Here is a 22,001-nt window from a genome sequence, read left to right as displayed (position 1 = left end):
TTTTCCTTTAAATTATTGAAGATGAAAGAAGTTATTTATTTGTAAATAAAAATAATGACAACGCTGTCATTTGTGCTAGTATAAGATTCATACAGTATGACAGTCCGGTTTTATTTTCAGTGTTTTGCAAAACGGTCGAACAAATTAAGAGGCAAAAATGATCACCAACAATATTAATAACAATGAACTCTTTGTGGGGATCGATGGCGGTGGCACTAAATGTAAAGCAATTATCGTCAATAGCTGTAATGAAATAGTAGGCACCGGTGTGGCAGGCCCTGGTAACCCGTTACATGGATTTAGCCAAGCAACGCATTCCATTGAGCAATCAGCGCGTTTAGCCTTGCAAGATGCAGGACTCAAAGAGACGCCTTTATCTGCATTAATCGCAGGGGTTGGCCTGGCGGGAGTTAACTTACCAAGTTTGCATAATCAAATGACCCAGTGGCAACACCCATTTAAAACTATGCATTTAACGACTGATTTACTCATTGCTTGTATGGGCGCTCATCAAGGTAGTGATGGCGCAGTGATGATTGCAGGTACTGGCTCGTGTGGATTTTCATACGTTAATGGTCAATCGTTTATGATTGGTGGTCATGGTTTCCCGCATGGCGATAAAGGCAGCGGTGCATGGATAGGCTTTACTGCTTGTCAGCAGGTGTTGTTAAGCCTAGACAAGTTAATCCCAAGTGGTGCGCTTACTAATTTGATTATGAAGTATTTAGAAGTGCGTGATGCAATGCAACTAGTTGAAGTGATTGCGAATAAACCAGCCGCCTTTTTTGCGCAACTTGCAGGTTGTGTTTTTCAATCAGCACAAGCAAACGATGCCATTGCGATTGCCATTTTAAAAGAAGGTGGCGCTTATTTAAGCGACATTGCACGACAATTATTAGATAAAAAGCCACCAAGGCTTTCGTTTATTGGTGGCTTATCAGCCGTGATGACAACATGGTTAGATCCAGACATTCAAGCTATTTTATCAGCCCCATTATCGTCACCAGAAATGGGGTCTGTACTTTACGCTAAACAACAGCACGTTAATTACAGCAGCCAGGAGTTATGATGTTTAACACCCTAATGGAAAAAGAAGCGGCGCAAACGCCAAATGTTATTGAAAAGCAAATTATTGCCAACCAACCTTTAGTGGAAAAAATTGGTCATAAGCTTCGCGATATGGCCCCTAAGGTGGTGATGATGATTGGTCGCGGTTCATCAGATCATGCTGGCGTTTTTGGTAAATACTTAATTGAAATTGAAGCCGGTGTACCGGTCAGTTCAGCAGCGCCATCAGTGGCGAGTGTATATGGTAAAACATTAAAGCTTGAAGGCGCTGTGGTGATTGTAATTTCTCAATCAGGACGCAGCCCAGATATTCTCGCTCAAGCAAAAATGGCGAAAGAGGCGGGCGCTTATTGTATTGCACTGGTTAACGATGAAGCGTCACCATTGCAAGACATAGTAGATGATTTTGTCCCCCTTAAAGCCGGTGATGAAATTTCGGTGGCGGCAACAAAAAGTTACTTAGCCACGTTATCGGCATTGGTACATATTGTTGCTAATTGGACGCAAAATGAGTCATTATTACAAGGGCTTAAAGAGCTGCCTAGCGCGCTTGATGCAATGATAGACTCGCCAACTCAGTTACAGCCTAGTGAGTTTGCAAACATTAAGAACATGGTGGTATTAGCCCGTGGTTTAGGGTTTTCTATCTCAAAAGAAATGGCACTTAAGCTTAAAGAAGTGTGTGCTATTCATGCTGAGTCATTCAGTAGTGCAGAATTTTTACATGGTCCGGTAACCTTAGTTGAGCAAGGGTTAGTGATTTTAGATTGCTCGGTTGATGATGAAACTAAAGAGTCACATCAGCAGCAAATTGCTGAGGTTAAAAAACGCGGTGCACACGTGATTAGCCTTAATCAAAACGGTATTAACGTACACCCTCGATTAGCGCCATTTTTAGTATTGCAGCGTTTTTATCTTGATGTGGCAAAAGTAGCGTTAAGCCGTGGTTTTAATCCTGATGAGCCTAAGGGGCTTAAAAAAGTAACAAGGACATTATAAATGTCAGTAAAACGTATTCATGTAGCAGAACTATTTGATGGCGAGCAATTTGTTAACGACAAAGTGTTAAGCATTGATGCGGGTATTATTACGGCAATAGATGATAACGTGCAACAGGCAGATGAGCATCTAACGGGGTTAGTTGCGCCAGGCTTTATTGACGTGCAAGTAAATGGTGGCGGTGGTGTATTGTTTAATCGTACTAGCAGTGTTGCTGGGGTTAAACAAATGCTGCTGGCACATGCCAAGTATGGCACAACTGCCATGTTGCCGACTTTAATTACTGACACGGTTGAAGTGATGCACCAAGCAGCCGATGTCATTGCTGATGCTATTGCTTTGCAGACTCCCGGTATTATTGGTATTCACTTTGAAGGCCCGCACTTATCTGTTGCAAAAAAAGGCGCTCATAGTGCTGATTATATTCGCCCTATTTCTGAACAAGAATGGCAGGTATTATCTCGCCAAGATTTAGGTAAAGTGGTGGTAACAGTTGCACCTGAAAATGTTCTGCCAAGTGATATCGCTAAAATGCGTGAGGTAGGCATACACGTTTGTTTAGGTCATACCAATGCAAGCTTTGCTCAAGCTCAGCGCGCGGTTGATGCTGGCGCAACCGGATTTACGCATTTATATAATGCTATGTCGCCATTACAGGGGCGTGAGCCAGGTGTTGTAGGCTGTGCATTATTAAACGATGACACCTATTGCGGCCTAATTGTTGATGGGCATCATGTTGATTACGCTGCATGTCAGCTTGCGTTAAAAGCAAAGCCAATGGGTCGTGTTTTTTTAGTCACTGATGCGATGCCACCAGTGGGTACGAATGACACCGAATTTGCTTTTTTTGACCGTACCGTCACCTTAGATAATGGTAAGCTCACCTCTACCACGGGTGAACTGGCAGGATCTGCGCTTGATATGGCAACCGCAGTAAGAAATACAGTAACCCATTTAAAGCAGCCATTAGCGCAAGCGCTTAATATGGCAAGTTTATATCCTGCTCAGTATTTACAGTTGCCCGCCACACACGGGCGATTAATACCGGGCAGTCCAGCAGATTTTGTACAATTAAACACACAACAACAAGTCATTAGCACGTGGATTGGCGGCGCTCAGGTTTGTTAACAACATAATAAATATAAATAAAGGAAAATAACATGACAACCAATGTTATGGATACGTCCAAAAATAGTAGCGTGGTTCCAATGGCCATTGTTGCGGTATTATTTTTTATACTGGGCTTTGCTACTTGGCTAAATGGCTCATTAATGCCGTATTTAAGTCAAATTTTACAGTTAACTCCGTTTCAAGGGTCGTTAATTTTATTTTCCTTTTATATTGCCGTCACCTTTACTGCGCTTCCCTCGGCCGTGTTAATTAAAAAAGTTGGCTATAAGAACGGGATGGCGCTTGGCATGGGGTGTATGATGTTAGCGGGTTTACTGTTTATTCCTGCTGCTATGTCACAGTTTTTTCCTCTTTTTTTATTAGCCCAGTTAGTGATGGGCGCAGGTCAAACTCTATTACAAACTGCGGTTAACCCGTACGTAGTGCGTTTAGGGCCAGAAGAGTCGGCTGCTGTGCGTATTAGTATTATGGGTATTTTAAATAAAGGCGCAGGGGTTATTTCTCCGATGGTATTTACGGCCTTAATTTTAAGCAACTTTACCGGTACGGTAGGCACAGAGCTTAGCCAAGAGCAAGTTGATGATATGGCCAACGGCCTTATTTTACCTTACTTAGGCATGGCCATATTTATTGGTTTATTAGCTTTTGCGGTTAAAAAGTCGCCGCTACCTGAACTTATTAATGATGAAGTTGATGCAATAAACGATAAGGGTGAAATTCGTGAAACACTCTCTCATCCAAACTTAGTGTTAGGTGCTATTGCTATCTTTTTATATGTTGCGGTAGAGGTTATTGCAGGCGATACCATAGGTACTTTTGCACTATCGCTGGGAGTCGAAAAATATGGGGTAATGACCTCATACACTATGATGTTTATGGTGTTTGGTTATATTTTAGGTATTTTACTTATCCCTAAATTTATTTCTCAGCAGAGCGCTTTAACCGCATCGGCTGTATTAGGGATTGTTATTACATTATGTATTTTACTGCTCGATGCACAGTCGTTTGTTATTGCCAATGCGCTATTGGTGCCTTTAGGCGGCGCTAATTTGCCTGATGTTTTACTGCTGATTGCCTTTTTAGGCTTAGCAAATGCGATTGTTTGGCCTGCGGTGTTCCCACTAGCATTATCAGGATTGGGTAAACTTACTAGTACTGGTTCTGCGCTTTTAATCATGGGGATTGCCGGAGGTGCATTTGGTCCCGTTTTATGGGGGCTACTGAGTGGCTTTACCTCGTTACAAACAGGCTACTCGGTGTTGTTACCTTGTTATCTATTCATATTATTTTATGCCGTGAAAGGCCATAAAATGAAAAAGCAATAACCTCCACCAGCTATCCCTAGCTCAGTGCACTTTGCAGTATAAAGTGCACTGATTATCAGCTTAATCGCGTTACTTTAAGTTTTATCCTACCGGCATTCGCACCATAAAAACGACTTAAATCATTAGCAAAAGGGCAAAACTCTCCCGATTTTTTAATGGTTATTTCAACGCCTTCAGCAATCTCAAAGGCATGTTCATCGCTTTGACCAATCGTGCCGATCAAGCTAAACCACTGCGCTGTAGCTAAACGTCTAAATGGCTCAAGTAATGCCATGGGGATTTCTTTAACGCCGAGTTGCACGTTATCGCGATGCCACCCAGAAGGAGAGCACTTTATACCATCGTCATACCAATATTGATTAGGATAAGGAGTAAAGCGATAGGTCGCACCTTGGGCAAGCATTAAGCCGGTGGCGTTGTAGGCTTCACTGGCATATACCATCACATCTTGGCTTTGGTTTATGCTAAGTAAACTCATATTTTGGTTGGCTAGCATTATATGGGCACTGAGTCCCATAAAGTTTAACGTGCTGTCGTCGCTGTAAATCATTTTATAATGTAAGTTTTTTAACGATTCGGGACGATAGCTGGTTAGTTTATTAATTCGCTGTGCAACACTGTGATGTATTAATGGGGCGACGTGGCTGATTTCATCGTCAATTAATACACAGCACTGCCTATCAACAAGTTTAAAAAATGGGTTTAGCCAAAAGTAATTTTGCTGATGACTTAACGCCAGTGGATCGGGAATAACAGTCACATCGTCTTGGGCAACTAAGTTACTCTCAGGTAAAAGGTTTTCGTAATCGATGTCATGACTGGTTAGCAATGAAACTGACAGTGGCTGAGCAATAAGCCACTCAAGTGCATAACGCAAGCAAATATCGGCAAGTCCATCGCGATAGTAGCCGCCTCCCACATCGGAATGGGCTCCTGCAAACCACAGCTCGGTAATGTTAGCTTGCTGGTTCATTAACGTCGGTTCAAAGGCGCGACGTTTTTCATCAAGCGCTACACAGTGCAGCGCCTCAGAGACATTACTGGCAATGGTGTGATTTTCAAAAATAACATGCTCTGCACCCCAAGTGGCTTTACTCACCTTTGACATGCCAATCGAGGCCACTGTATCAAACACACATAAATACACCTTTTCATGTATGAGTGGCTCTAAGCACTTTGCAAATCGCCGCGCTAATGCAGCGCCTCTGCTAAAGCCAGTAAGTAAGAGGGTATCGCCGCTTTGGTAATGCTGTTTAAAATCATTAATAGCTTGATTTAAAATGCTGGCTACATCGTCTGAACGTGGGGCGAGTGCTTGATTTAAAATTCGTTTTAAACGACTACCTTTAGTGCCTATGCCTTGGTAATAAAAACTTAACTGTTTGGAAAATGGGGTGGTGGGAGAATCATCAAGTTTACCACCGAGCAATAAGTGTAGTTTTAAAATATTAGAAATACTGGCGTCTTCTTTAAAATGCTCTGTACTAAACTGATCTGCGTCTCGGGGTTCACTGCCGGTACCATCAAAATTAAAAATAAGCGTTTTATCCGACATAGCCTGTTTCCTTAAAATTTTTGTGTACTTTATATAGCTAATATTAAAAATTAAAGACAGTGGTAACTTAAATTACCACTGTCTTTAATTTTGGCTAGTGCAGCTTCATTTTAGGACGCACAACACGCAGCACTTTTTCGCTGATCCACAAAGCAAAGGTTTTGGCACTGCCATGAATAGCGCGCTGATGCATTCTATATAATGAAATATACATAAAGCGGGCAATTTTACCTTCAATAAAAAAGCTATTACTGGTTAGGTTACCCATTAAGCTGCCTACTGTGCTGTAGCGCGATAAATTAACCAGTGAGCCATGGTCGTTATACTCGAATTTTTTAAGGGGCTGCTCACGTAATGTGGCGATTAAGTTTTTTTCAACGCATTGTGCCATTTGATGTGCCGATTGTGCGCGTGGCGGCACTTGCGTACCATCATCTTGCGTAAACGCGCAGCAATCACCGAGCACATATATTTGTGGGTCAAGGTTGCTTTGTAAGTACTCGTTTACTTTTATTTGGTTATTACGAGTCAGCTCAAAAATACCCAGCTCTTTAATAAAGTCAGGTGCTTTTACGCCCGCCGCCCACACCATAATATCCGCATTTATTTGCTCATCATCATTGGTGATAAAGCCATGTTCGGTTGCTTGTTTAACTTGGGTATTTTCCCGAACGGTGACGCCTAATCTTAATAACTCACGCTTGGCCGAACTGGCAATTCGCTCAGACAGCGCCGGAAGAATCCTGGGGCCCGCTTCAATCAGATGAATATGTAAACGCTTAGCCGACATATTGGTTAAACCGTATATTTTTAGTAAATCAGAAACATGATACAGCTCAGCCGAGAGCTCAACCCCAGTTGCTCCACCGCCAACAATGGCGATGTTTAATGAGTGTAATGGGTCATCGTCTTGATGAAGGCGAGTAAAGTTATCCAGCAGCGCGTGTTGAAAGCGCTCTGCTTGTTGATTTGAATCTAGGTAAAAACAATGCTCTTTAATGCCTGGCGTATTAAAGTCGTTACTCACACTGCCAATAGCAATAACTAAATGATCATAGTGAACGGTGCGTTTAGGTAAAATTTGATGCCCTAACTCGTCATATAGAGGGCTTAAGGTAATGGTTTTATTGTTGTTATCGAGGTTGCAAAAGGTACCAAGTTGAAAGTTATAGTGGTGTTTGGCAGCATGCGCGGAGTAAACAACCCCATCTAAATCGGCATCAATAGAGCCAGTTGCAACCTCGTGCAATAACGGTTTCCATATATGAGTGCGATTTTTATCGATGAGTAATATATTTGCGTGTTTTTTCTTTCCTAATTTGTGCCCTAATTGAGTTGCTAGCTCCAGCCCACCAGCGCCACCGCCGATGATGACGATTTTTGGTATGGTTATATCCATGACTATGCCCTTAAAAATAATATACCGAAGCAATTTCTGTACGTTGATTTTTAAAATGACTTGGGTATCAAAAAATTATTTTGGCAAAGCACGTTTTTATGGGGCTATAGTGTGCGCCTAATTAAAGGATATGTCAGCAATAAATCACGTCATTTGATGTATACTGATATGCAAATATTTCATCTACTGCGCATTTACAGCATTTATGGGCACCGACATAAAAAGGACGCTTTTATGAGTACCTCGCTAGTTCAGTCTCTTGAGCAACATTTTGGTTTTAATCAGTTTAGAGCAGGGCAACAACAAACCATAGAGCAGCTGCTAAATGGCCAATCATCACTGGCAATATTTCCTACAGGATCGGGTAAGTCGTTGTGCTATCAACTCACTGCGTTACATTTACCGCATTTAACGCTGGTGGTATCGCCGTTATTGGCCTTGATGAAAGATCAAATTAGCTTTTTAAATAGCAAAGGAATCTATGCCGCCAGCCTCGACTCAAACCAAGACCAAATGCAAAGTAGCACTGTAATGAACGACGTACGAAGTGGTAAAGTTAAAGTGTTAATGGTGTCGGTTGAGCGCTTTAAAAACGAACGCTTTAGGGAGTTTATAAGCCAAGTGGCGCTTTCTATGTTGGTTGTTGACGAAGCGCATTGTATATCTGAATGGGGGCATAACTTTAGACCCGATTACTTAAAATTACCTCGTTACCGTGAAGAGCTAAATATTCCGTTAGTGCTACTATTAACCGCTACCGCCACTAAAAAAGTAAAACGCGATATGGCCGAGCGCTTTGCTATTGAGCCACAATGTATTGTGCAAACGGGGTTTTATCGCGCTAATTTAGATTTAAATGTGCTGAGTGTTAAAACGGCGGATAAAAACAATGAGCTTACTAAAATTGTCCGTGCGCAAACCGGCCCCGGTATTGTGTATGTCACGCTGCAGCAAAGTGCTGAGCAAGTGGCCAATATGTTAAGCGCGCAGGGCCTGCAAGCAGTGGCGTATCATGCAGGGCTTGAAGATACCCTACGCGGGAAAATTCAAGACGATTTTATGGCAGGCAAAATAAATGTAGTGGTTGCTACCATTGCCTTTGGTATGGGGGTTGATAAATCAGACATACGCTTTGTAATTCACTACGATTTACCTAAATCAATAGAAAACTACAGCCAAGAAATTGGACGCGCAGGGCGTGACGGCAACCCATCAAATTGTTATACCCTGGCTAATTTAGATGGCTTAAATACAGTAGAAAACTTTATTTACGGCGATACTCCAGAGCTCAGCGGTATTGAATATGTTATTAACGATATTCGCCAAGCTCAACAGCAATGGGAAATGCAAGAATATAGCCTTTCAAGCGAGAGTAATATTCGCCAGCTTGCCCTTAAAACCTTGCTGGTACAGCTTGAAATGCAAGGCGCAATAACCCCGCAGTATGCTTATTATGCCGATTTTAAGTATAAATTTTTGGTTGATAAAAATGAGTTACTTAGCCAGTTTGATGAGCAGCGCCAAGCTTTTTTAACACAAATATTTAGTCATACCGACTTTAAAAAAATATGGGGCACACTTAATTTTGACTCCCTAACGCAAGCCGCGCAGGTTGACCGTAAACGTGTGGTAGCCGCGCTTGACTATTTGGCTGAAAAAAACCTTATCACGCTTGAAACCAAACGTATTACTCACGTGTACAAAGTGCATAGCGAGGTGATTAATAATCCTGCACTTGCCCAGCAGTTACACGATTATTTTACCGATAAAGAGCAAGCGGAAATAAAACGGATTGCTGCTTTAGTACGCTTTTTTGAGCTGCAATCTTGCTTAAGCTATAACTTAGCCCGTTACTTTGATGATGCGAATGCGCCACAGCAGTGTGGACATTGCTCGGTCTGTCGTGGGCATTCAGTTAAGCTTGAATATTCAATTCCCCCTGCAACGATTGATACAGCGCTTATTTATCAAAAGGTCGATGAGTTTTTAGCGCACATGGCAACTAAAGGTGTACACAATGTAGGTATTGAAACCCAATGCCGGTTTTTGGCGGGAATGAGCGTGCCACTGTTTGCGCGTAATAAAGTACGTCAACTAAGTGGTTTTGCACTGTGCGAGCAACAGCGCTACAGCGAAATTAAAGGGACATTGCTATCAAGGTCGATGGCTAAATAATATTAGAAATCAGTATAAAAATAAAAGAGTGTTAATTTTTTGTTTCTTTTTCTTGCTTTACTATACTCAATTTGGCTATGACAGCCATTATAATAATGAGGTGATCAATGAAACTGCAAAAAATTATACTATTGGGAGCATTTATATCAGCAAGTAGTTATGCTGAAATTAATATTTCGGGTTTTGCAAGTATTAATGCAGGTAAGGTACTGAGCGGTACAGGTGTCCCGCAATATGGCGTTGAACCAACATTTCTTGCGGACTATCCAAATGTTAGTGCATACACTGAAGATTTATCCTTTTCGCCAGAGTCTTTGATTGGATTACAGGTATCAGGCGATTTGGGTGAAGGTCTTTCTGTAACAGGTCAGCTAGTTGCCAGAGGAGTCAACGACTTTGAGGCAAACTTTGAATGGGCTTATATTTCTTACGATATTAATGATAATTGGACTATTCAAGCAGGTAAAAAGCGTTTACCACTATTTTACTACTCAGACTTTTTCGATGTAGGTTATGCATATGTATGGATGCGAGCCCCTGCAGATAACTATACATGGCAAGTATTTAACTACGAGGGCGTTAATTTACTCTACTCAGGTTCTATAGGTGACTGGGGAGTGTCTGCGAATATTTATACCGGTAAAGAGGACGATGACGATAACAAGCTATTATCAGACTTCTTCTTTCAAGAGCCAACAAGAGAAATTTGGGAAGATATGTTAGGCGGCGTACTGTTACTAAATCGTGACTGGCTCGAACTAAGAGTGACCCACATGCAATACACCAACAAGCGTTTTCGTGCGGGTGAACCGGTTTTGTGGGACGGCAAAGATAGCAGAGATGGTAAATTTTATGGTTTAGCTGCAAATCTTGATTTTGGTGATTTTTTCGTTTTAAGTGAGCTTAACCGCTTAGACTTAGATGGTAATCTCGACACTTATATGATCAGTGCGGGCTATCGTTTTGACTCTATTACACCTTATGTCATGTTTTCAGACTTCGAACAAGAAGGTGAAGGTGATACAGAGCAGCATAATACATTTGCTGTTGGTGTGAGGTGGGACTTTCATCCGTCAGCTGCATTTAAAGTGCAATACGATAGAGTCAAAGATGACTCGTTTGATTTAGCTGTGGCCGGTGATAGTAAAGCTATCACGCTTGGTGTCGATGTTGTATTTTAAGGAGAAGTAAAATGAAAAAATTAATATTAAGTGTAATATTCCTGTTTACGAACTTCGCCTATGCAGATTTTGCTATTATCGTGCATCCTTCAAATGAAAGTAGCTTTGATGAGTCTGTTATCAGCCGAATTTATACAGGAAAAGAAAAGTCATTTAGCAATGGCAATAAGATCATTCCAATATCTCAAGAACCAAGTAGTGCTGCAACCGAGCAATTTAATAGTAAATTACTTAATAAAACGTCTTCTCAGTTAAAAGCATATTGGTCAAAACTAATTTTCACAGGAAAGGGCACACCACCTAAAGAGTTAGAAAATGACAGTGAAGTAATCAAAATGGTCGCAGCTAACCCTGACACCATTGGCTTTGTCTCTTCATCAGCTGTATCGGATAACGTTAAAGTGGTTTTCAATTTTTAATCTTAAATAAGCGTGCTGGTTAATCAGCACGCTTTTTTAGTGATTAGTTAATTACAATATAACGATGTTTAATATCTGACGTTATTTTACTGTCACCCTTGCCTCGCTCGTGTATCCTATAGCTTGTATATCATTTATCAAAAGTCTGTATGCCAAACTCAATCATTGCTGTTGAAAATATCAATACCCAACCAGTCACTTGCGCTAACTGCCAAGCGTGTTGCTGCCAATTAGAAGTGCGTATTGTCACTGATACCGGTGTTCCTTTTCGATATATTGATTACGACAAATGGGGCAGTGAGGTCATGAAGCGCGGCGACGATGGCTGGTGCGAAGCACTTGATAGAAATACCCTCATGTGTACTATTTACGAAAATCGCCCATTAACGTGTCGAGAATTTGAAATGGCATCGGGTGAGTGTATTACTGAGCGGGAGCTAGCGGGTATTTAAAACGCGGGCTGATTAACCCGCGTGAATGTTTGTTAGCCAATAGAGAGTTGCGCGCTTGGGTATCTTAGCTTTTTAGTGCGTGGACTTGCTAAAAAATAGGCGATAGTGAGCGGACCTATTCTGCCCATGAACATTAAAAACATAATAATAAACTCTCCCAGTGGTGATAGCGAGGATGTTAAACCACGTGAAAGCCCTACCGTCCCCAGTGCAGATACCGCTTCAAAAGCAACATCTAAAAAAGGCGCATCTTCGACGACCAGTAAGGTAAAAATAGCTAACCAAGTGACTCCTGCTGAAATAATGGTTAAAGCTAATGCTTTATACACAGATTCTTTGTCTATTTCTCGGCGTAACACAGTGACGCCTTTGTCACGTCTTAGGTAGCTATAGGTTGCTAAAATTAAAACGATAAACGTAACGACTTTAATGCCACTTGCGGTACTTAAAGAGCCGCCACCAATAAACATAAGCATCATAGTTAAAGCGGTGCTGGCATTTTTTAATTCTTCAATAGCAATGGTATTGAATCCCGCAGTACGGGGAGTGACAGCTTGAAACCAAGCAGCTAACCATTTACCTACTTCAGACAGTGGTTGCAGTGTTTTTGGATTATCGTATTCAATCGCGTAAATAAGCAATAATGCAATAACGTTAATAATAACTGTGCTGATCAACATTAATTTACTGTAGGGACTGAGCTTTGCCCAACGCTTTGATTTATATAAATCCATTAATACGGTAAAGCCAAGCCCACCAATAATAAACAAACCGGTAATAGTTAAATTCACAACGGGGTCATCAACATACTGCATTAAGCTGTTAGGACTCAATGCAAACCCTGCATTGTTAAAAGCGCTAATGGTATAAAAAAGAGCATGAAAAAAGCTTTTCTGTAAACCCATTTCAGGTAGCCAATACAGCGTTAAAATAACAACGCCTATGGATTCTACGATTAGTGCAAACAGTAAAACAGACTTAGCGGTATTGACCAACGTAGATGTATCTGTTTGATTAAAAGCAGCTTTGGTGACTGTTTTTTGAATAAAGCCAACTTTATTACCCAGTGCCATTAAAGTTACAACCGCAAAGGTCATTAACCCCAGACCACCCAGTTGAATTAATAACGCAATAACGCCTTGTCCAAAAGGGGTAAACACTGAATCGGTATCCACTACAACCAGTCCAGTTACAGTCACCGCAGAGGTTGCCGTAAACGCACTTTGTATCCATGAAATAGGCTCATAGGTTGCAAAAGACAGTTTTAATGCCAATGCTCCTAGCGTTATTAATATTAAAAAACTGCAACATAAAATAAGAGGCGGAGCCGCATTGATTTTTTTATGCCCACTGACTTTGCGCTCAATAGGCGTTTTGAGAGGGTGCCATAAAACCATGATTATAAGAGCCTTGGAGCTAGATAGTTTAATTCGACTCGGCTACCTGATAGCAGTAAGGTGTCGTGGGTATGTAACTCAAAGTCGTCATCAAGTTTGACAAACGTTTGCTTGGCGCGCTTTACCAATAGAGGGTCTACAGTGCCTTTTATTTCTCTGAGTAGATGCCCTAGTTTTGTTTTATGTAGGTGAGCTTTTATACTTACTTCAACAACGTATAAGCCATTGCCTAATGAAATATAGTCGTTCACTATCGGGTAATTAAGCGCTTGTGCAACGCGCACCCCCATTTCTTCCTCAGGGTGAATAATGCGTGTTACACCTAATTTAGAGATAATAGTGTGATGGGCTTTAGTACTCGCTTTTACCCATATTTGCTCAACAGCTAAGTTTTTTAATGCAAGCGTGCACAGAATGCTCGATTGCATATCTTCCCCAATCGCCACTAAAACAGCCTGACTACTCGCTAAATCAAGCTCTTTAAGCGCGGCTTCATCGGTGGAGTCGCAAACGACGGTTTCAGATAAATGCTCAACATACTTTTCGGCGAGTTTTGGGTTACTATCAACGCCAGTCACTGTGTGCCCTAAATGAATTAACTCAAGACTTGCTGCAATGCCGAAGCGACCTAAACCAATCACTGTAAAATGTGCCATATTATTCCTCGTTATTTTTTCCAAAAGCTATGAGTAAAAAGTGCAAAAACAGTAAAATATTCTAACCGGCCCACGATCATAGCGACCGAGAGTATCCAAATACCGGTATCTGAAACGGGTTGAAAGTTAGCGCCAACTTCACCAAACCCAGGGCCAAGTACATTGACGCAAGCAGCTACCGCAGTAAATGCACTCCAAAAATCAAGACCCGTTGCCATAAGCAACATTGTAAACAGTAAGCTTGTACCAACAGCAAAGGTCATAAATGCCATAATTGCATGGCGTACATCTTCTTTAACGGGCGAACCTTGATATTTAAGTGTAAATATCGCTCTTGGATGAAGTAGCTGTTTAATATTGTTATTAATCATTCTGCCAACAATAATGTTACGAATTATTTTATTTCCGCCAGCGGTTGAACCTGCGCAACCACCAAGATAGCCAGCAATAACCAGCAAAAACCCAGCCTCAGCTGGCCAGTCAGTAAAGCCTGCTGCGCCATAACCGGTGCTGGTAATAAAAGAAATAATATGAAATGTGGAGAAACTAAATGCTTCAAGTACATTTGAGTAGCTGTCTTTAAGCAGCAACATGGTGGTTAAAAGAACTGATAAAAATACGACGATATAAATAAAATAACGTGTTTCTTCATCGTGATAATAACTAGTAATGGCTCTTTTGTGCGCCACTTTGAAGTGCAAGGCAAAGTTAATCGCACCTGCAAGCATAAAGACATTAGCTATCCACAGCAGTAAATGGCTGCGGTAATACCACATACTGGCATCATGCGTTGAAAACCCCCCAGTTGAAACTGTGGTAAAGGCATGTGCAATCGCATCGTATAAACTCATTCCGCCAGCGTAATAGGCTAAAATACAAAGTAGCGTGATTGCAAAGTAAACACCCCATAAATAATGCGCGGTACTGGCAACGCGCGGAGTTAATTTTTCGTCTTTAATGGGGCCTGGGGTTTCTGCTTTTAGTAATTTCATGCCACCAATATTCAACATAGGTAAAATAGCCACTACAAAAATTACTATGCCTAAACCGCCCATCCATTGTAAAAATTGTCGATACAATAAAAAGCTAGCAGGCATGTTATCGAGCCCTGATAGCACGGTTGCACCAGTGGTAGTTAAGGCGCTAATTGACTCAAATACTGCATCGCTAAAGTTAACGCCAGTGACAACCAAAATGGGAATAGCGCCTAACACACCGGCTATAATCCACGTTACTGTGGCGTAAATGAGTGCATCTCTGAATGTTGCGCCGGTATAATCTGTTTTACGTAAATTGATAAGTAGCACTAAAGCGACTGAGATCATCGTTGCGCCAGAAATAAGAAACGCACTAATAACGCGATCTTTAAAAATAAATAATGAAAGCGCTGCGAATACTAGTTGCACCACTCCCATCCAAATAATAGGAAAGGCGAGTAGTCTTAAGGTGATTTTCCAATTTATCATCAATACGCCTTATCAAATACCTATTGCAGGTAACACGCAATCACTAAAGTTGAGTTGAATATACGGGATCAAATACTAAAGTCAGCGCTGCACTGCAAAGCTTTATAAAGATTTAACGAACGAGATAAAAAACTTTATAAAAACTTTATAGAGGCAATATCGAAAAGGCAGTAACCTAAGTGCTCAAATGTTAGAGGAATAATTAATGAATCAGGTCGAGGCCAAACCAAGGTGGTATAAAGCATTTTTTTTGGCGTTAATAATGCCATTAATTGTGGTTATGGCCATTTTCCCTGTACGTAACTGGTTTACTACTACCGATATTGTAATGCTTCAGTTATTGTGGGTGACTTGGGTTGCTGTACGTAGTAACCGTCGCCTTGCGATACTGACCACCTTAGTAAGTGTCGCATGTACAGATTGGTTTTTTGTTGCCCCTAATTTTACTTTTCATATTGAAAACATAGAATATTTAGTAACTTTTATTGTTATGCTAATTGTTGGTTTTGTGATCAGTCAATTGGCGGGGGAGCTCAGTACTAAAGTCAGAGATGTGCAATTACACGCAAGTAATAGCCGCACCTTGTATGAACTGGCAAAAGACCTAAATAGCCTAGATACGCTGGACGAACAAAAAAAGTACTTTGTACAGCGGATCGGTAAGCATTTAAATGCATCTTGCACATTTATGCCTGCAGCACCGCGAGGCAACAGTGAATTTATATTACTTAGTGAGGCTAACCCGAGCTGGGGCGGGTTTAATTTTACTAAACGGTTAACGCAAGGGCAAAAAGCTTTTGCTGATACCGCTATCTCGCTGCTTTATCAAGTACATGAAAAAACGATATTACGCCAGCAGTCGGCTGCTATTTCGGTGCAAGCGGAATTAGAACGCGCTAAAAATGCACTTTTACGTAGTTTGTCACATGATTTACGCACACCATTGGCAACTATTATGGGCGCATCCAGCATGCTTGCAGATGATGAAATTACCCTCAGCGACAGCGTGATAAAAGAGCAAGCGAGTAATATTTATGAGCAAAGTAAAATACTTAATCAGCACTTTGATAAAGTCATGGAGTTAAGCCGAGTTAATAAAATGGGTGAAAACCTATGTTGGCAAACAATAAACTTACAAGCATTACTCAGTGAAGCCAAAGCTCGCAGACAGCAGCAACTCACTCATTTTGTTATAGATACCAATATAGACGCTCAGTCAAAATGCATAGGGGATGTGACTTTATTAGAAATTGCGCTAGCTAATATGCTCGAAAATGCATGGCGTTATGGTGATGGGAAGGTGAGCGTTGAATTTACTCAAAGTAGCAATCAGCAAAAGGTATGTTATCAGTTACTTCTCACTAATAACGTGATCACTAAAGCGCAAACAAGTAGCGATGAAGGCGTTGGGCTGGGCAGTATTATTTGTGATGTGGTAGCTAAATTTCACCAAGGTACATTTACATTAACAATTAACAACGAGACACAGATGGCGTACGCAAAATTGATCTGGGAAAAAGACAATGACTAAAATCTTAATATTGGAAGACTCTCCCCCTTTACAAAGCTTTTTAAAAACCTTGTTGCAAGCCAGTGGTTACGAGCTAAGTATTTGTGATAAAGGCTTAGATGGTTTTGCACGTTTAAGTGAGCAAAGTTATGATCTTGTGTTATTAGACTTAGGCTTGTTAGATATGGACGGTCAAGACTGGCTGATTGAGTTTCGACAATGGAGTGCCTTACCTGTTTTGGTGCTGTCAGCGCGAGATGGCGAGGTTGAAAAGGTAACCGCGCTTGATAATGGAGCAAATGACTATATTACCAAACCGTTTAGCGCGAATGAGTTACTCGCCAGAATTCGGGTGTTATTGCGCACCCAAAGTCAGCCGAGTGTGGCGTTTACCTGTGGGAATATAAAAATAGATCCACAAAAGCACATAGTAACCACCTCGGGGAATGAGATAAAACTGACTAAAAAAGAGTACGCAATATTATTATTGCTGTTTCAAAATAAAGATAAAGTACTCACTCATAATGCAATTTTAAGCCATATTTGGGGAGCGCAGTACATAGACCGTCCTGAATATGTGCGGGTACATGTAGCGCAGCTCAGACAAAAACTAGAAGCTAACCCTGCTAGTCCAAAATACATATTAACTGAACCCGCTGTGGGTTATCGGTTGGTCGATTAAACAATAATAACTTTACAGTCTGCTCTACAACTCAGCGAGTCTGATAAATTATATAAATAACGCTTTTGTTTCCAAGCGATACTCTATTTAACAACCTTGTCCGTTATATAGCGGGTATTTTAATACCCCGCTTCTGCATTAATTTCTACACAATTGATTTGCCTAGAAAGTTTTTATAGTCTAATTTTTAAGCTTAATACTTCAGATCCTCAGGATGTTGGCTTGCTTGTTTAAGCCTAAAATTATGCGACTACCACTCATACACTCTTTGCAAGGAAAGATGCTGCTGTATTTGGCATTGCCCGTCATGCTCATTATTGCCAGTATCTTGAGTTATTGGTATTCAACTAGCCTTAATCAGGCTGTTATACAAGCAAAACTAAATTTAAGCCAGACGGCAGATACGATTGCCGCGAAGGTAAATGAAGAAACGCAATTAGCGGTACGCACTACAGAGATTATGGCCTTAGCACAGCAAAATGGGTTGTTTGGTGATAGAGAGGCAAGTATTAATTTTGTTCGTGCAGTGCTTAAAATGAACCCTTCATTTGTGGGGGCTTCGTTTGGTTATGAGCCTAATGCCGATAATCAAGATCAAGCCTATATTAATGCTCCACCGTTAAAAGAGGGCGTTTATGTAGACCAAACTGGCCGTTTTTTACCTTATTGGCATCGTGATTTTAATGACTCTGAACGTTTGTTACTTGAGCCCTTGGTCGATATGGAATCAAGTCTTTATTATGAGGGAGTACGTCAACAGTTTTTACGTGATGGTAATACCGAGACGATGATCACTGAGCCTTACGTTTATGAGGGAAGAATGCTGGTTGAACAAAGTTCGCCAATTATTATTAATGGCGAATTTGTCGGTATGGCAAGTGTAGATAGAGCACTTGCTGATATTACGGAATTCTTACAAACCATAAAGCAGCAACTAAAAATTGATGTTTTGTTACTCAGCCAACGTGACAACGTGATTGCCACGACATTAAATCATTCAGGACTAAAAACGAAAGCCATTTTAGACACAGATTATGCAAGTATAGCCAAACAGCTAAAATCACAGGGGCAAGCAAGAGAAATATTATCTGCTAACGATCCTTTTGATTCTGGAATATTCTATTTTGATAAAGCCAAGGTTGCCACTGGGCATTGGACAGTGATAGTGCGTCGCTCTGAAACCGATATTATTGGGCCTATTCAAGCGCAATTTAGCCCATTATTGGCAGCGGCTTTTGCAAGTGTATTACTGGTGTTTTTACTCTTTTGGTATTTTATTAACCGAACAACCAAGCGTATTAATATTGCGATTAAATCTGTTGAACAGCTAGCTAATGGAGATTTATCTATTCATGTTCAAAAGTATATGACTCAAAAGGATGAGCTTGGCACCATGTTTAGAAGCTTTGAGCGTTTAATTAAAGCCAGTAAAGATATTGATCAGGTTTGCTCTGCGATTGCAGCTGGGGATTTTTCTCAAACAGTTTCTAAGCGCAGCCCTTATGACAGTTTAAGTGATTCTATTAATTTAATGTCGAGTAAACGCCATGAGGCAGAGCAGGCTCTACTTGAGCAAACCATAGAGCTTCGTCGCACTCAGCAGGAACTTGTTGAAGCAGAGAAAATGTCTTCACTTGGAAGTTTAGTCAGTGGTGTGGCACATGAGGTGAATACACCGTTAGGTGTTTGTGTGACAGCGACATCTCATTTGCGAGAAATGTTAATCGAAACTAAAAACAAAGTGGCTTCTGGCACCTTAAGTAAAACAGAGTTTAGTGAGTTTATTAGTGAAGTTGATTTAAGCTGTGACATTTTGCTAAAAAACATGCAACGTGCCGCTGATTTAATAAGCAGTTTTAAACGTGTAGCGGTTGATCAAACAACCGAAGAATTACGTAATTTGTATGTAAGTAGTTATTTTAATGAGGTGCTAAAAAGCCTCTATCATACCCTTAAAGCAACACCGGTTGATATTACCATTAGTGCAACGGAGCCTGAGCCAGAAGTGTATTCTGATCCTGGTGCCTTAGCGCAAATTTTCACTAATTTAGTAATGAATTCAATTATTCACGGTTTTCAAAATGGTAGCAAAAAAGGGCAGATAAGTGTTCATATTGAGTACTCAGACTCTGTCTGTATTCATTATCAAGACAGTGGTCAAGGCATGACAGATGAAGTTCAGAAAAAAGTGTTTGACCCGTTTTACACTACAAATAGAGCGGGTGGCGGCAGTGGCTTGGGGATGAATATTGTTTATAACCTCGTAGTTCACCGCCTGAAAGGGCAAATTGCAGTAAAGCAAAAAGAATCCACAGGCGTTTATTTTTTCATTCAATTTCCGGTAACGCCACCGAATTAATTAATAGCAGGGTGTGTTTATGGAGTGGTTACAAGATGATGTAGTGTCAGATAAAGCGGTTGTCAACAGCAATGCTAAGCCATGGAAAATCTTAATTGTTGATGACGATGACTCGGTGCATCAGGTAACTCAACTTGCAATGAAGCGCTTTGAATTTGAGCAACGCCCTGTTGAACTACACAGTGTTTACAGTGCATCTGAGGCGAAAGAGAAACTACAAAGCTCAGAACGTTACGCATTAATTTTACTAGATGTCGTAATGGAAACAGAACATGCAGGATTAGATCTTGCGCGATTTATTCGCCAAGACTTACAAAATGGTTATAGTCGAATTATTTTGCGAACAGGTCAGCCTGGGGTTGCGCCTGAGCGCAGTGTTATTCGCGATTATGATATTGATGGCTATAAAGCGAAGAGCCAACTGCAAAGCCAAGATCTTGCATTGATTTTTTATACCTCTTTACGAGCCTACCGCGATATTTGTATGCTACAAACTCACCGCTATAATTTAAAAAGACTAATAAAAGCTATCTCTACCATTACCCAAATTGGTGACTTGGTAGAGTTTACCTCTGTTGTCATGGAAGAGTTAAAACTTGTACTGAATATGAGCTCGGCCAATTTATATATTGATGCGCCTAAAGTATTTGGTATTTGTCAGTTAGATGAAAAGTTGCAAATGATTGAAGGGGAAGTCTCAGGTATACATCTGTTCACGGGAAGTGGTATTGATAGTATTCCGAAAAAGCATCAAGAGTACTTTTTAAGGGCGAAACAAACCAAGCAGAATTTTATTGCAGAAGATCATTATGTTTATTTTCATCATTCACAAAAAGGTCTAGATTCAATACTCGCATTTCAATCATTGCAACCGGTTAAAAAAGAAGCGCAACAGCTTGTTGACTTGTTTTTGGGCAATGTTGTTCTCACATTTGAAAGTTTATTATTAGCTAATTCAATTGAAGAAACCCAGCAGCTGGCTATTTCACTGATGGGAGGTGCCATGGAGTCGCGCTCCAAGGAAACGGGATCTCACGTAATTAGGGTTGGCTTATATGCAAAATTACTCGCGCAGCTGCATAATCAAAATCAAGCGTACTGCGATAAAATTAGCCTAGCTGCGCAATTACATGATGTAGGAAAGGTAGGTGTACCAGATCTCATTTTAAACAAGCCGGCAAAATTAGATGCTGACGAATGGGAAATTATGAAACAGCATACCACTAAGGGCTGGGAAATTCTCAAAGGGACAGCTAATCCTGTTATTGATATGGCTGCAAACATTGCGATTGATCATCACGAGCGTTGGGATGGAGCCGGTTATCCGCACGCAAAAAAACAGCAAGAAATCAGTTTAGAGGGACGAATTACTGCGATTGCTGATGTGTTTGATGCGTTATGTTGTCGCCGTTGTTATAAAGAACCTTGGAGTATGGATGACGCAAAAGCGGAAATAATTAAAGGTGCAGGTAATCATTTTGATCCAAACTTAGTTGCACTTTTTGAAGCACATTTTAATGATTTTAAACAAATTTATCTTGATAGACCTGAGTAGAAAAGCGGGTATCGCTTTGACTGTGAAACCACAATCAAAGCGAAAGGTAAGTTAGTCGTACTTGGCTTCTAACTCGTTAGCGGTATGAAATTTTTCATGAGATTGTAATTGCTCATCGTATTTAACCAGGTTTTTAAAGTGCTCTAACTGGCCTGCATTTTTAACGATTTCAACAATAAACGACATCATAAAATCGGCACCGGTTAGGGTCTCGCCCACTAAATAACGCTTGCCTTCAAGACGGCTGTTAAAATAGCTAATCACTTTAGCGGTTTCTGCATCAGCATAGCCCTCTAAAAACTGGGTTTTAGCACCATCTTTTTGCACAAACATTTTGAGTAAAAGCGGTAAAATTGCTGAGCTTTCTGCAAAATGTAGCCATTGCTGGTAGTCAACGTAATCAGGGGTGCCTGCTTTTGGGACAAATTTACCTTTGCCATATTTAGTGATCAGGTAATCTGTGATAGCGCCAGACTCGGCAATCACTAAGCCATCATCTTCTATAACTGGCGATTTACCCAGCGGATGCACATTTTTAAGCTCATCAGGGGCTAAAAAAGTCTCAGTGTTACGTTGGTAAGCAACAATTTCGTAATCGACCTCAAGCTCTTCTAGTAACCAAATAATACGTTTAGAGCGAGATTTATTTAAATGGTGTAGTTTAATCATTTT

General features: G+C 40.8%; 18 protein-coding genes. 12 read left to right on the top strand and 6 right to left on the bottom strand.

The genetic code is table 11. The features are described from left to right. Positions 1-157: 157 nt before the first annotated feature. The 4 genes from nagK to nagP are packed head-to-tail and all read left to right on the top strand — an operon-like array spanning position 158 to position 4,523. The gene (gene nagK, locus ABZP26_RS18750) at positions 158-1,069 is read left to right on the top strand and encodes an N-acetylglucosamine kinase (RefSeq protein WP_024602607.1); all 912 of its coding nucleotides are present in this window, start codon (positions 158-160) and stop codon (positions 1,067-1,069) included. Then, the gene (gene nagB-II, locus ABZP26_RS18745) at positions 1,069-2,067 is read left to right on the top strand and encodes a glucosamine-6-phosphate deaminase NagB-II (protein ID WP_013462891.1); all 999 of its coding nucleotides are present in this window, start codon (positions 1,069-1,071) and stop codon (positions 2,065-2,067) included. Before nagK ends, nagB-II begins: the two co-directional genes overlap by 1 nt. Further along, positions 2,068-3,195, top strand: a complete 1,128-nt coding sequence (nagA, locus tag ABZP26_RS18740; protein ID WP_028834293.1) for an N-acetylglucosamine-6-phosphate deacetylase — start codon at positions 2,068-2,070, stop codon at positions 3,193-3,195. 32 nt (positions 3,196-3,227) lie between these two features. Then, a complete protein-coding gene (nagP, locus tag ABZP26_RS18735) occupies positions 3,228-4,523 on the top strand; it encodes an N-acetylglucosamine MFS transporter NagP (RefSeq protein WP_016899128.1) in 1,296 nt (431 codons plus the stop codon). Between the two features lie 55 nt (positions 4,524-4,578). Here nagP and ABZP26_RS18730 read toward each other — a convergent pair whose 3' ends face one another. Further along, positions 4,579-6,078 (bottom strand): DUF2235 domain-containing protein, encoded by a 1,500-nt coding sequence (locus ABZP26_RS18730; protein ID WP_016899129.1) that lies wholly within the window; start codon positions 6,076-6,078, stop codon positions 4,579-4,581. Positions 6,079-6,172: 94 nt separating this feature from the next. Further along, positions 6,173-7,477, bottom strand: a complete 1,305-nt coding sequence (locus tag ABZP26_RS18725) for an NAD(P)/FAD-dependent oxidoreductase (protein ID WP_016899130.1) — start codon at positions 7,475-7,477, stop codon at positions 6,173-6,175. A 234-nt stretch (positions 7,478-7,711) separates the two neighbouring features. On the opposite strand from ABZP26_RS18725, the gene ABZP26_RS18720 reads away from it, so the two are divergent. From ABZP26_RS18720 to ABZP26_RS18705, 4 genes are all read left to right on the top strand, one after another. Next, positions 7,712-9,652 (top strand): ATP-dependent DNA helicase RecQ, encoded by a 1,941-nt coding sequence (locus tag ABZP26_RS18720; protein WP_368485659.1) that lies wholly within the window; start codon positions 7,712-7,714, stop codon positions 9,650-9,652. Between the two features lie 107 nt (positions 9,653-9,759). Continuing rightward, on the top strand, positions 9,760-10,833 hold the full coding sequence (locus tag ABZP26_RS18715) for a porin (protein WP_013462897.1): 1,074 nt from the start codon (positions 9,760-9,762) through the stop codon (positions 10,831-10,833). A gap of 11 nt (positions 10,834-10,844) precedes the next feature. Next, the gene (locus ABZP26_RS18710; RefSeq protein WP_013462898.1) at positions 10,845-11,252 is read left to right on the top strand and encodes a substrate-binding domain-containing protein; all 408 of its coding nucleotides are present in this window, start codon (positions 10,845-10,847) and stop codon (positions 11,250-11,252) included. Between the two features lie 149 nt (positions 11,253-11,401). Further along, positions 11,402-11,704 carry a YkgJ family cysteine cluster protein gene (locus tag ABZP26_RS18705; protein ID WP_013462899.1) on the top strand — a complete coding sequence of 101 codons (303 nt, stop codon included), beginning with the start codon at positions 11,402-11,404 and terminating at the stop codon, positions 11,702-11,704. 32 nt (positions 11,705-11,736) lie between these two features. Here the strand turns inward: ABZP26_RS18705 and ABZP26_RS18700 are convergent, their stop codons facing one another. The 3 genes from ABZP26_RS18700 to ABZP26_RS18690 are packed head-to-tail and all read right to left on the bottom strand — an operon-like array spanning position 11,737 to position 15,223. Further along, the gene (locus ABZP26_RS18700) at positions 11,737-13,101 is read right to left on the bottom strand and encodes a TrkH family potassium uptake protein (RefSeq protein WP_368485658.1); all 1,365 of its coding nucleotides are present in this window, start codon (positions 13,099-13,101) and stop codon (positions 11,737-11,739) included. Between the two features lie 2 nt (positions 13,102-13,103). Further along, positions 13,104-13,757, bottom strand: a complete 654-nt coding sequence (locus ABZP26_RS18695; protein ID WP_016899132.1) for a TrkA family potassium uptake protein — start codon at positions 13,755-13,757, stop codon at positions 13,104-13,106. An 11-nt stretch (positions 13,758-13,768) separates the two neighbouring features. Next, positions 13,769-15,223 carry a TrkH family potassium uptake protein gene (locus ABZP26_RS18690; protein WP_036955330.1) on the bottom strand — a complete coding sequence of 485 codons (1,455 nt, stop codon included), beginning with the start codon at positions 15,221-15,223 and terminating at the stop codon, positions 13,769-13,771. 205 nt (positions 15,224-15,428) lie between these two features. On the opposite strand from ABZP26_RS18690, the gene ABZP26_RS18685 reads away from it, so the two are divergent. From ABZP26_RS18685 to ABZP26_RS18670, 4 genes are all read left to right on the top strand, one after another. After that, entirely contained in the window at positions 15,429-16,754 is a 1,326-nt protein-coding gene (locus tag ABZP26_RS18685) for a DUF4118 domain-containing protein (protein ID WP_024602613.1), read from the top strand. Next, positions 16,747-17,415, top strand: coding sequence for a response regulator (locus ABZP26_RS18680; protein WP_024602614.1), 669 nt, complete (start codon positions 16,747-16,749; stop codon positions 17,413-17,415). Before ABZP26_RS18685 ends, ABZP26_RS18680 begins: the two co-directional genes overlap by 8 nt. Before the next feature lie 244 nt (positions 17,416-17,659). Continuing rightward, positions 17,660-19,774, top strand: a complete 2,115-nt coding sequence (locus ABZP26_RS18675; protein WP_249362430.1) for an ATP-binding protein — start codon at positions 17,660-17,662, stop codon at positions 19,772-19,774. Between the two features lie 19 nt (positions 19,775-19,793). After that, positions 19,794-21,329, top strand: coding sequence for an HD domain-containing phosphohydrolase (locus ABZP26_RS18670; protein ID WP_368485657.1), 1,536 nt, complete (start codon positions 19,794-19,796; stop codon positions 21,327-21,329). A gap of 51 nt (positions 21,330-21,380) precedes the next feature. Here ABZP26_RS18670 and ABZP26_RS18665 read toward each other — a convergent pair whose 3' ends face one another. After that, the gene (locus tag ABZP26_RS18665) at positions 21,381-21,998 is read right to left on the bottom strand and encodes a glutathione S-transferase family protein (RefSeq protein ID WP_138686950.1); all 618 of its coding nucleotides are present in this window, start codon (positions 21,996-21,998) and stop codon (positions 21,381-21,383) included. Between the last annotated feature and the right edge of the window lie 3 nt (positions 21,999-22,001).

The sequence above is a fragment of the Pseudoalteromonas sp. SD03 genome (assembly GCF_040937955.1).
In the GTDB taxonomy this organism is placed as follows: domain Bacteria; phylum Pseudomonadota; class Gammaproteobacteria; order Enterobacterales; family Alteromonadaceae; genus Pseudoalteromonas; species Pseudoalteromonas tetraodonis.
This window is presented reverse-complemented; position numbering and strand designations above follow the sequence as displayed.

What these genes read in the sequence shown, in the direction of transcription:
- ABZP26_RS18725 (WP_016899130.1), bottom strand. Translation starts at nt 7,477, where the DNA reads ATGGATATAACCATACCAAAAATCGTCATCATCGGCGGTGGCGCTGGT.
- ABZP26_RS18720 (WP_368485659.1), top strand. Translation starts at nt 7,712, where the DNA reads ATGAGTACCTCGCTAGTTCAGTCTCTTGAGCAACATTTTGGTTTTAAT.
- ABZP26_RS18695 (WP_016899132.1), bottom strand. Translation starts at nt 13,757, where the DNA reads ATGGCACATTTTACAGTGATTGGTTTAGGTCGCTTCGGCATTGCAGCA.
- ABZP26_RS18670 (WP_368485657.1), top strand. Translation starts at nt 19,794, where the DNA reads ATGGAGTGGTTACAAGATGATGTAGTGTCAGATAAAGCGGTTGTCAAC.
- nagK (WP_024602607.1), top strand. Translation starts at nt 158, where the DNA reads ATGATCACCAACAATATTAATAACAATGAACTCTTTGTGGGGATCGAT.
- ABZP26_RS18690 (WP_036955330.1), bottom strand. Translation starts at nt 15,223, where the DNA reads ATGATAAATTGGAAAATCACCTTAAGACTACTCGCCTTTCCTATTATT.
- ABZP26_RS18710 (WP_013462898.1), top strand. Translation starts at nt 10,845, where the DNA reads ATGAAAAAATTAATATTAAGTGTAATATTCCTGTTTACGAACTTCGCC.
- ABZP26_RS18680 (WP_024602614.1), top strand. Translation starts at nt 16,747, where the DNA reads ATGACTAAAATCTTAATATTGGAAGACTCTCCCCCTTTACAAAGCTTT.
- ABZP26_RS18675 (WP_249362430.1), top strand. Translation starts at nt 17,660, where the DNA reads ATGCGACTACCACTCATACACTCTTTGCAAGGAAAGATGCTGCTGTAT.
- nagA (WP_028834293.1), top strand. Translation starts at nt 2,068, where the DNA reads ATGTCAGTAAAACGTATTCATGTAGCAGAACTATTTGATGGCGAGCAA.
- ABZP26_RS18665 (WP_138686950.1), bottom strand. Translation starts at nt 21,998, where the DNA reads ATGATTAAACTACACCATTTAAATAAATCTCGCTCTAAACGTATTATT.
- ABZP26_RS18700 (WP_368485658.1), bottom strand. Translation starts at nt 13,101, where the DNA reads ATGGTTTTATGGCACCCTCTCAAAACGCCTATTGAGCGCAAAGTCAGT.
- ABZP26_RS18715 (WP_013462897.1), top strand. Translation starts at nt 9,760, where the DNA reads ATGAAACTGCAAAAAATTATACTATTGGGAGCATTTATATCAGCAAGT.
- nagP (WP_016899128.1), top strand. Translation starts at nt 3,228, where the DNA reads ATGACAACCAATGTTATGGATACGTCCAAAAATAGTAGCGTGGTTCCA.
- ABZP26_RS18730 (WP_016899129.1), bottom strand. Translation starts at nt 6,078, where the DNA reads ATGTCGGATAAAACGCTTATTTTTAATTTTGATGGTACCGGCAGTGAA.
- nagB-II (WP_013462891.1), top strand. Translation starts at nt 1,069, where the DNA reads ATGTTTAACACCCTAATGGAAAAAGAAGCGGCGCAAACGCCAAATGTT.
- ABZP26_RS18705 (WP_013462899.1), top strand. Translation starts at nt 11,402, where the DNA reads ATGCCAAACTCAATCATTGCTGTTGAAAATATCAATACCCAACCAGTC.
- ABZP26_RS18685 (WP_024602613.1), top strand. Translation starts at nt 15,429, where the DNA reads ATGAATCAGGTCGAGGCCAAACCAAGGTGGTATAAAGCATTTTTTTTG.